This window comes from Streptomyces sp. NTH33, from assembly GCF_003236365.1.
In the GTDB taxonomy this organism is placed as follows: domain Bacteria; phylum Actinomycetota; class Actinomycetes; order Streptomycetales; family Streptomycetaceae; genus Streptomyces.
Genome location: NZ_POTZ01000286.1, coordinates 1 through 9,434, shown reverse-complemented (window position 1 = coordinate 9,434; position 9,434 = coordinate 1). Strand labels below are relative to the sequence as shown.

Below are 9,434 nucleotides of genomic sequence, written 5' to 3'. Positions count from 1 at the left end.
GTGTTCGACGACTGGGGCTTCGCCGCGCGTGTGGGCGGGCGGGGCACCTGGCGCGGGCGCGGGGTGGCGGCGCTCTTCTGCGGTCCGTCCGGCACGGGCAAGACGATGGCGGCCGAGGTGCTCGCTTCGGCGCTCGACCTGCGCGTCATGGTGATCGATCTGAGCCAGATCATCTCCAAGTGGGTGGGCGAGACGTCCAAGAACGTCGCGGCGGTGTTCGAGGCGGCCGAGCGTTCGGGGTCGATGATGGTCTGGAACGAGGGTGACGCCATCTGGGGTACCCGCGGCGGTGTGGCCACGGCGACGGACCGGCATGTCAACGCCGAAGTGGGCGACCTCCTCCAACGCATCGAGTCCTTCTCGGGCTTCACCGTCATCACCACGAACCTCAGACAGGCCATCGATCCCGCGTTCCTGCGCCGCTTCCGGTTCGTGGTGGACTTCCCGCTGCCGTCGGAGGAGGAACGGCGCCGCCTGTGGCATACGGCGTTCCCGCCGCAGACGCCCGTCGAACGCGTGCGCTGGGAGGCTCTGGCCTCCCTCCCGCTCACCGGCGGCTCGATCCGCAACGTCGCGCTCGGCGCCGCCTTCCTCGCCGCGGAAGGGGACCGTCCGGTGGACAGAACGATGATCGAGGCGGAGCTCGCCGAGGAACTGCGCAAACAGAACCTTCCGGTGCCCCGTGTGACCTGGGAGGAATCGGCATGAGCGCGCTCCCTGAAGCAGTCCGGGTCCGGATCGGCACCCTCCGGGTGACCGCGGGCTCGGCGGCCGAGGCACGGTTGCTGGCCGAGGCCCTGCCCACGGCGCTCGAGCGGGCGTTGATGTCGTGGCCGACCCCGCCGACGCCGACCCCGGGGCGGCGCGCCGGCGCCGCGGCCCGCAGGGCGGACCAGGTGGCCGCGGTGATCGTCGACGCGATGCGGACCCGGCTCGGCGGTGACGGCCCGCGATGAGGCGACTGGCACAGGCCGCGCGCCCGGCCCGGCGCGCACACACGAAGCCGTACGCGGCACGGGACCGGCAGGACGGCAGCCGGCAGATCGCCGGTACGCGTTCGCCGACGCCGTCCTTCGCCCCGACGAGGCCGACACCGTCCGCGACGTCGACGAACTCCGCAACGTCGACGAACTCCGTCATACCGCCGGTGTCGGCACGGACCGGCCCGGCAGCCAGCTCCGCACCCTCCTTCGCCCCGTCGGCCGCTGCCACGGCTCCGGCCACCGCCTCCGTGGCGCGATCCACGACCGCCCCACCCACGCCCTCTTCCACCTCACCCGTACCGGCCGCAGTGACCCGCCGACACGGCACCGAACACGTACACGCCGCGATCGCCCAGCCCGGCCGTCCCCTGCCCCCTTCCCTGCGCGGTCGGATGGAGGCAGGGTTCGGCCGCGACCTCTCCCATGTCCAGGTGCACGACGGCCCGTCGGCCGCGCGCGCGGCGGCCGCGCTCGACGCCCGGGCCTTCTCCCTGGGACCGCATCTGGTCTTCGGAGCCGGGGAGTACCGCGCCGACACCCCGGGCGGACGCGGCCTCATCGCGCACGAACTGGCACACGTTCTCCAGGCCCACGCCGGCGGCCGACCGTACGCCGCCGTGGTGGACGACTCCGGGCTGGAGGCGGAAGCCGACCGGGCCGTGCGCACCCTGGCGGCCGGCGGCAGGCCGGTGATCGAACCGCGGCCCGGTGCACCGCTCATCCGCCGGGCCGGCAGGGGCGGGGCCCCGCCACCACCCGTCCCGGCGACCGTGCCCGCGTCCGCGCCGGGCACCGCCGCCGCGCCCAAGGAGGCTGCCGCTCAGCCGGGGACGGCCGCGGGCCCCGCGCTGCGTCTGCCCCCCGGTCTCACGGTGATCACCGACGAGCCGGCAGGCCGCGGCACCACCGAACTGGTCGTCGGAATGCCGGCCTTCACCCTCCCCCTGGAAAAGGGCGCCGGTCCCTGGGTGCAGAAGGCCTACGACGACGCCGCAGCCGGCGGACGCCTGGTCTTCACCCCCTTCATCGAGGGCAACTCGACCGCGAGCTACGAGTCCATCGCCGCGTACAAGGAAGGCGGCGAGAAGTACAAGGACATATGGCTCGGAGCCTTCGGCTTCACCAGCACCGCGAAGCTCGCCGACGCGATCACCGCAGCGGCGGCGAGCGACGAGACCGTGCGCACCACACTGGCCGCTCCAGCCGTCGGGGACGTCGTGAAGGGCCTGGGCAAGAGCCTCAAGAAGTCACAGTGCGACATCGACCACATCGTCGAGAAGCAGCTGGGCGGAACCTCGATCCCCTCGAACCTCCAACTGCTCACGAGCACCAAGAACCAGGCCTCGGGCCGGGAGACCTACCAGGCCCTCGTCGACGTCGTGAAGCAGATCCGCGACCCCGCCATGCGCGGACCCAACGTCCGCAGACTCCAGATCCACATCGCCAAGGCGACCGTCCCCACCGGGCAGCCCGACCCCAGCTACGAGATCGAGAACCTGCTGCGCTCCGGTGCCGTACGCGGCTCCGAGACGGTGAAGGCCAAGGCCGCCGGAAAACCCGTCGCGCTCACCGCCGGAGGCCAGGGGGAGACGGTGCTGGTGCGGGACACCGGCGAGACGCCGCTGGACGCCCTCGCCCGGCGCATCGTCCCGGGCATGCGCATCCAGAAATACCAGCGTGCCGCCGCGGGGGCCGGGGCCGCGCGGGACACCGTACTGGGCACGCTCGACAGCCGTGCCGTGTCGAGCACCGCGGCCGACTCGAAGGTCACCCTCGATGCCGAACTGGTGCCTTCGGCCGCCCCGGTCCCCCCCACCGCCGGCCTCGGCACCACGGCCGACCCCACGACCGCGCCTCCGGTCGAGACGCGGAAACTGAAGCTCGACAGGGCGAAGAACACGAAGATCGCGTTCTTCTACCCGTACCTGAGCCCCGGCGTGCTGACCAAGGTCGCTCTCGACGAGCAGGGCAACCTCACCGGCGAAGGGGTCATCAACTCCTCGGTGCCGTTCCTCGGCAAGCTCGACGTCCTCTACGCCAAGGACGAGCTGCGGCTGGTCGCCCCCCTTCCCGCTGCCAAGCTGGCCTCGCCCCTGCCCGCAGCGTTCCGGTTCACCGGCGGCGAACTGGCCCTGCAGCTCTCCCCGGCGCTGGTGCCCAACGGAACCCTGACGTTCTCGGTCGGCCCGGCTGCCAAGCCCGTGATGCTCGGCACCCTCACCGTGTCGATGCGCAACGGCGCGCTGGTCGCCACCGGAAACCTGACCCCGGCCGGGAAGCTCCCCGGTGTCCACGCGGCGGCCGGGCAAGTGGAGTGGAACTCGGAGACCGGCTGGTCCGGCAAGCTCACGGCCGACTCGTCCTCCATCCCGGGGGCCTCCGCGAACGTCGAGATCGGCTTCACCACCACGTCCGGCAGACTCGATCCGTACGCGACCGGCGCACTCACCACGAACGTCCGCGGCTCCCGGCTCGAGCTCGGCGCCCGCTGGGACGGGCGCGCCCTCACCTACCACGGTTCGGTGACGGTCGACAAACCCCTGCCCCTCGTGAACTCGGTGAAGCTGTCCGGCCAATACGGCGAACGCGGCCTGTCCCTCCAGGGCAATGCCGACATCGTCTGGAAGCAGTTCAAGGCCACGATGAAAGTCGCCTACAACCGGACCGGGGAGGAAAAGGAGGGACGGTTCTCGGGCGCTGCCACGATCGCCGTCAAGACCGAGAAGGCCGAGGGCTCGCTCAGCCTGAACTTCGACGAGCAGGGCCGGCCCTCGGGCAGGGGGAGCATCGGTTATCAGGTCACCAAGGACCTGCGCCCCGTGCTGGGCCTCGAGATCACCAAGAACGAGCGGGTCAGGCTTTTCGGCGAGGTCGCCGTGGGCGACATCACCCTGACCCGCACATGGCCGTCCCCCGACGGCGGAAAGATCCCGCTGCTGAAGGGGATCGGGGTGAAGGTCCCCTTCCCCATCCCCCCTCTCCCGGTCGTGACAGCCTTCATCGAACTGCGCGGGTCGCTGGACCTGCGCTACGGCGTGGGCCCGGTCATGCTGAAGCACGTCGTGTTCAACGGCGAGCTCTACCCCTTCGAGGACGACCCCAGGGTCGCCGCGAAGCTCACCGGCGCCTTCGCGGTGCCCGCCTATGCCGAACTGTCGGGCACGTTCGGCGCCTACATCGGGGCCGAGGTCGCATCCGGCGTCGCCGGCGCCAAGGGCGGTGTCGACATCACCCCGTCGCTGCGCATCGATGGCGAGGGCGGCGTCGCGATCGCCGCGGACTACGACCAGGGCGGGTTCTCGTTCGACGCCGAGGCCTACACCAAGGGCCGGTTGACGGCCCAGGCCAGAGTGCTCCTGGTCGCTGAGATCTACGCCGCCATGGGAGTGTTCTCCCATCGCTGGACTTACGAGGCGGCCTCGGTCTCGGCCCAGATCGGGCCGGAGCTCAAACTCACCCTCGGCCGGATCGCCTACGCCAAGAGCGGTGAGATCACCTGGCCGAGTCTGTCCCAGGTCAAGCTCGAGCCCGAGTCCATCGACCCTGTGCAGGTCGTCAAGGACATGCTCGGGCGCGGAAAGGTGACCGAGAAGTGATGCGAGCGCGGATGCGAATACGGACGCGGAGAGGAGGACCGCGATGACCACGTTCCCCGGCTCGCCGCGGACGGTGCGAGGCGGTTTCGTCGTCATGGACAGCGACGGGCGCGCCGTTGTGCGCACCATCCCGTTCCAGTACAACCCCGAGACCCTGACCCGGACCCTCACCCCCCGGGGCGCGTCCGCCGACACCGGCGACCGGCTCGAGGCGCTCCGGCTCGTCGGGCCGCCGGTGGAGACCATGAAGCTCGAGATCGTCCTCGACGCCACCGACCGGCTGGAGAAGCCGGACCGCAACCCGACCACGGTCGCGGAAGGCATCGCCGCGGACCTCGCCGAGCTGGAGACGATGATCTCACCGGCCACCGCCGACCTGGTGGCCGCAGAGGCGCTCGCTCGCCGGGGCACGCTGGAGATCCTTCCGCTTCCCTCCCCGCTGCTGCTCCTCGTCCTCGGGGTCAACCGCACGCTGCCCGTGCGGATCACCGAGTTCACCGTCACCGAGGAGGCGTTCGACACGCGGCTCAACCCGGTCCTCGCCCGCGTCGGGCTGGGGGTGCGCGTGCTGTCGTTCGACGACCTGCCGCCGGGGTCCAAGGGGGCGGAGCTCTTCCTCACCGCCGTCCGCCGCCGCGAGCGGCTCGCCGGCCGGCGCGGAGCCGGCATCCAGAACGTCGGACTGTCGAGGGTGCCATGACCGCCGTACCGTTCCCGCCCAACAGCCGCTACCACTCGGTGCCCGTCGTCAGCCGCACCCGCGACGACGGAACCACCGAGGTCTACCTGGCGCGCCGCATCCTGCCCGAGCCCGAACGCCATGTCCCGCTCGGGTACCGCCGGCTGAGCGGTGCGGAACGGCCCGACACTCTCGCCCACGACGCCTACGGCGACCCCGCGCTCTGGTGGCGCATCGTCGACGCCAGCGGTGAGGCCGACCCGGCCCGCCTGACCGGCACGGAGGGCCGGCTCGTCATGATCCCGCTCCCCCTGGAGATCACCGTCCATGGCCGCGCTTAGCACCGTCACCCTGACCGTCCTGATGGGGCCGGTCGCCGTCGCCCCCGCGCCCAGGGCGGTGGTCGACGCCCTGGACGGCGCCACGGTGACCCACGCGGTCGGGACGCGCTCGGGGTTCCAGCTGAGCCTCACCTACTCCAAGACCTCGCCGATCGCGACGTCCCTGCTCCCCGCGGGATTCTTCGACCCCATGACGCGCGTCGTGCTCGTGGCGACGCTGCGCGGGGTACCGAAGGTGCTCGCCGACGGGCCGGTCAAACGCCAGGACGTCACCGCCACCGGCCGCCCCGGCGAGTACCGACTGGTCGTCACCGGCGAGGACGTCTCCGGGTACATGGACGTGATCGATCTCACCGGCTTCCCGTTCCCGGGGATGCCGCCCTTCGCCCAGGTGGAGTCGATGATGGCCAAGTACGCGCCGTTCGGCGTCGTGCCGACGACGATCCCCGCGCCGTTCCAGCCGGAGACGAACCCGGTCGAGACCATCCCCCACCAGCAGGGGACCGACTTCGAGTACGCCTCGAAGCTGGCCAAGGACGCCGGTTACGAGTTCTACGTGACCCCCGGGCCGACGATCGGCGCGAATACCGCCTACTGGGGGCCGCAGGTGCGGGTCGGCGCCGTGCAGCCGGCCCTGACCGTCGATATGGACACGGCGGCGAACCTCGACAGCCTGAGCTTCTCCGCCGACGGCAACGCCACCGCCCAACCGCACGGGCACGTCCAGGTCGGGAAATTCGCGGTGCCCGTACCGGCGCCGGACATCGCGCTGCTCAAACCGCCGCTCTCCGCCCGGCCGCTGATGCCGACCCGCACGAAGCTGCTGGAGACCGGCGGAAAGAAACTGCCGGAGGTCCTGATGACCCTGCTCGCCGGACGCGGCGCGGCGGACCCGCTGACCGCGACCGGATCGATGGACCTGACCCGCTACGGGCAGCCCCTCGGCGCCCGCTCCCTGATCGGGGTGCGCGGCGTGGGACGGGCGCACGACGGGCTGTGGTTCGTGCGTTCGGTGACCCACACGCTCGGGCGGGGCAGTTGGAAGCAGGCATTCCAGCTCGCCCGGGACGGTTTCGTATCGAACGTCACGGAGGTGGCACCATGACGTCTGGGCCGAGATTCTTCGGGAAGTACCGGGCGACCGTCCTCAACACCGCCGATCCTCTCGTGCAGGGCAGGATCCAGGTCCAGCTCGCCGATCGCTACGGGCTGTTCCCGTCGACGTGGGCGCTTCCCGCGGTTCCGTTCGCGGGCGAGGCCGGCGCGGGGGTCATCGCCCTGCCCCAGATCGGCAGCGCGGTGTGGATCGAGTTCGAGGCCGGCGACCCCGACTCCCCCATCTGGACCGGCGCGTTCTGGCCGGAACCGGCCGGCGCCCCGGCTCTGGCGATGGCCGGCACCCCCGCCACGCCCAACATCCACCTCCAGACCACGACCGGCGTCTCGGTCACCCTGTCCGATCTGCCCACGCCCCAGGTCCAGGTACTCACCCCGGCCGGCGCGACGATCGTCGTCGGGGCCGCCGGCATCAGCATCAGCAACGGCATGGGCGCGTCCATCGTGCTCTCCGGAAAAGAAGTGATCATCAACGGCGGTGCGCTCATAGTCACCTGAGCCTGCCGTGCGGTCGGGCGATGCCCGGTCCGAAGCCGTCCGTCCATCGAGATCCAGCCGTCCAGTTGCCCAGCCGCCCGTCTGCCCCAGCGCAGCGGAAGGAGCCGTGATGCCAGGGCCAGTCCTGCACCCCGGAGCGACCGTGTCCTGCCCGCACGGCGCGCCGCTGACCATCGTCGCCGCCGGCCCCCGGGTCACCGTGTCCGGGGCCCCGGCCGCCGTCGTCACCGACCAGGGCCTCATCGCGGGCTGCGCGTTCACTGTGCCCCCTGCCAAGCCCCAGCCCTGTGTCAGCACGAAGTGGCTCGCCGGGACGACCCGGGTGACCGCCTCCGGACAGCCGCTGCTGATCAACCCCGTCGGGGCGGTCTGCCTGTCCGCGGACCAGGTCCCGGCCGGTCCGCCGACCGTGTCGGGCTCCCAGACCCGGGTGGTCGCGACATGAGCCGGCTCGCCTTCCCGTTCACCGTCACCGCACTGGGCCGCTCGGCCCAGGTGGCCTACGGCAGCGCCGAGCACGTACGGCAGATGCTCGAACTGCTGGTGCTCACCCTGCCCGGAGAACGGGTGATGCGGCCGGAACTCGGCAGCCCCGCCCGTCAGTTGGTGTTCGGCCCGCAGGACGGTCCCGCCACGGTCGCACTCGGCGCCGCGCTGCAGTCGGCGGTCCAGCAGTGGCTCGGCGACGTGCTCACCCTGCTGGACGTCGCGGTGGAGGTCACCGACGACAGCGGAGTGCTCGAGATCGTCGTCGCCTACGAGGTGCGCTCCAGCGGGAGCACCGACGAGGTACGTGTGCGGATGGACATCCCGTGACCGGCGCCCGCTACCACTGCCGCGACGAGCGCCGCCGGGCCGCGCTGGCCGAGTCGGGGCCGGCGGACGTCTCCGGGATCGACTACCTGGAGGTCCACCGGGGAGACAGCATTGCCCAGCCGACCCGGATCGACATCGTGCTGGTCAAACCGCTCCCGCTGCCCAGGGCCGCGCTCACGGGCGACAACATCGCCCTCACCGGAGGCGTGCGGTTCCCGGCGCCCGGGGTGGAACCCGTCGTGGGCGCGGAGCCGGGCGGAACGCAGGTGTCGCGGTACACGGTCACGGTGCCCGGCGGTCGGCCGACCGACTTCTCGACGTACCGGCTCGCGATCGTCGAGGGGCCGGGATCGGACACTCCGCCCGACTTCATCGACCCACGCCTGTCCGCAGTCGACTTCTCGTTCGCCGTGGACTGCGCCGCGGACGGCGACTGCGCCCCCGACTGCCGGGACCTGCCCGAGGCCGTACCGCCGGACCCGCATTTCGACTACCGGACCCGCGACTGGCAGGGCTTCCGGCGCCTGATGCTCGACCGGATCTCGGTGCTCGTCCCGGGTTTCCGCGAGGACGACCCGGTCGACCTGACCACGACGATCGTCGAGGCGCTCGCCTTCCGCGCCGACCAGCAGAGCTACACCCTCGACTGGGTCGGGACCGAGGCGTTCCTGGACACCGCGCGCACCCGCGCGTCCGTGACCCGCCATGCCCGACTGCTCGACTACACGCCCGGCGAGGGCGCCTCCGCACGCACCTTCGTCAGCCTCTCCCTCACACCGGGCGCCACGGGTGGCGACGGCTACCTGCTGCCGGCGGGCACCCCGGTCCTGCCCCGTTCCGAGACGTTGGCCCCCGTCGTGCCGGCCGCGGACTACCCCACCGTGCTCGCGTCCGGGCCGGTGGTCTTCGAGACCCTCGCCGACCGGCGGCTGTGGCGGTGGCGCAACGACATCGCCCTGCACACCTGGGGCGACGAGCACTGCACACTGCCCGCGGGGTCGACGGCGGCCACGCTCGTCGACACGAGCGAGGGTTCCGGGCCGCTCGAGCCGGGCGACTTCCTCCTGCTGGTGGAGACGGCGGCCCCCGACACCGGTCGTGCCCAGGACGCCGATCCGGCGCACCGGCACGCCCTCCGGCTGACCCGGGTGACACCGGTGCGGGACGTCCTCGCGCCGGACACACGGCTCCTGGACGTCGAGTGGGATGCGTCCGACGCACTCCCCTTCGACCTGCCGGTCTCCGCCCGGGTACCGCAGCCGTCCGGCCCGGCGCGGCACATCGTCTGCGCCGTGGCACGCGGCAACGTCGTACTCGCCGAGCACGGCGCGACCCTGCCGCCGCCGTCACACCTGAACCTGCCGCCGTCGGCCACCGAGGCGCTCGCCCCGCGGCTGTCCCCGCC

Annotated in this window: 9 protein-coding genes and 1 pseudogene; all 10 read left to right on the top strand. The window is 72.0% G+C overall.

The window, feature by feature from the left end; translation table 11 throughout:
• The coding region (locus C1I97_RS24290) for an ATP-binding protein (RefSeq protein WP_181446889.1) at positions 1–708 on the top strand (708 nt) is incomplete at its 5' end.
• Positions 705–956: a hypothetical protein gene (locus C1I97_RS24285; protein ID WP_111005306.1), complete on the top strand. Its 252-nt coding sequence runs from the start codon at positions 705–707 to the stop codon at positions 954–956. The genes C1I97_RS24290 and C1I97_RS24285, both read left to right, overlap by 4 nt.
• Positions 953–4,579: an eCIS core domain-containing protein gene (locus tag C1I97_RS41700; protein WP_111005305.1), complete on the top strand. Its 3,627-nt coding sequence runs from the start codon at positions 953–955 to the stop codon at positions 4,577–4,579. Before C1I97_RS24285 ends, C1I97_RS41700 begins: the two co-directional genes overlap by 4 nt.
• A gap of 43 nt (positions 4,580–4,622) precedes the next feature.
• Positions 4,623–5,279, top strand: a complete 657-nt coding sequence (locus C1I97_RS24275) for a hypothetical protein (RefSeq protein WP_111005304.1) — start codon at positions 4,623–4,625, stop codon at positions 5,277–5,279.
• Positions 5,276–5,599 carry a hypothetical protein gene (locus tag C1I97_RS24270; protein WP_111005303.1) on the top strand — a complete coding sequence of 108 codons (324 nt, stop codon included), beginning with the start codon at positions 5,276–5,278 and terminating at the stop codon, positions 5,597–5,599. Before C1I97_RS24275 ends, C1I97_RS24270 begins: the two co-directional genes overlap by 4 nt.
• Positions 5,586–6,704, top strand: a complete 1,119-nt coding sequence (locus C1I97_RS24265) for a hypothetical protein (protein ID WP_111005302.1) — start codon at positions 5,586–5,588, stop codon at positions 6,702–6,704. Before C1I97_RS24270 ends, C1I97_RS24265 begins: the two co-directional genes overlap by 14 nt.
• Positions 6,701–7,213, top strand: coding sequence for a phage baseplate assembly protein V (locus tag C1I97_RS24260; protein ID WP_111005301.1), 513 nt, complete (start codon positions 6,701–6,703; stop codon positions 7,211–7,213). Before C1I97_RS24265 ends, C1I97_RS24260 begins: the two co-directional genes overlap by 4 nt.
• 109 nt (positions 7,214–7,322) lie before the next feature.
• Complete coding sequence (locus tag C1I97_RS24255; RefSeq protein ID WP_111005300.1) at positions 7,323–7,658, top strand: hypothetical protein; 336 nt, start codon at positions 7,323–7,325, stop codon at positions 7,656–7,658.
• Entirely contained in the window at positions 7,655–8,029 is a 375-nt protein-coding gene (locus tag C1I97_RS24250) for a GPW/gp25 family protein (protein ID WP_111005299.1), read from the top strand. The genes C1I97_RS24255 and C1I97_RS24250 overlap by 4 nt, the downstream gene beginning before the upstream one ends.
• Positions 8,026–9,434 (top strand): annotated as a pseudogene (locus tag C1I97_RS24245) (hypothetical protein); the annotation flags it as partial. The gene C1I97_RS24250 and the pseudogene C1I97_RS24245, both read left to right, overlap by 4 nt.

Bases quoted from the DNA above. Each gene is read 5' to 3' on its own strand.
- C1I97_RS24285 (WP_111005306.1), top strand. From the start codon at position 705: ATGAGCGCGCTCCCTGAAGCAGTCCGGGTCCGGATCGGCACCCTCCGG.
- C1I97_RS41700 (WP_111005305.1), top strand. From the start codon at position 953: ATGAGGCGACTGGCACAGGCCGCGCGCCCGGCCCGGCGCGCACACACG.
- C1I97_RS24275 (WP_111005304.1), top strand. From the start codon at position 4,623: ATGACCACGTTCCCCGGCTCGCCGCGGACGGTGCGAGGCGGTTTCGTC.
- C1I97_RS24270 (WP_111005303.1), top strand. From the start codon at position 5,276: ATGACCGCCGTACCGTTCCCGCCCAACAGCCGCTACCACTCGGTGCCC.
- C1I97_RS24265 (WP_111005302.1), top strand. From the start codon at position 5,586: ATGGCCGCGCTTAGCACCGTCACCCTGACCGTCCTGATGGGGCCGGTC.
- C1I97_RS24260 (WP_111005301.1), top strand. From the start codon at position 6,701: ATGACGTCTGGGCCGAGATTCTTCGGGAAGTACCGGGCGACCGTCCTC.
- C1I97_RS24255 (WP_111005300.1), top strand. From the start codon at position 7,323: ATGCCAGGGCCAGTCCTGCACCCCGGAGCGACCGTGTCCTGCCCGCAC.
- C1I97_RS24250 (WP_111005299.1), top strand. From the start codon at position 7,655: ATGAGCCGGCTCGCCTTCCCGTTCACCGTCACCGCACTGGGCCGCTCG.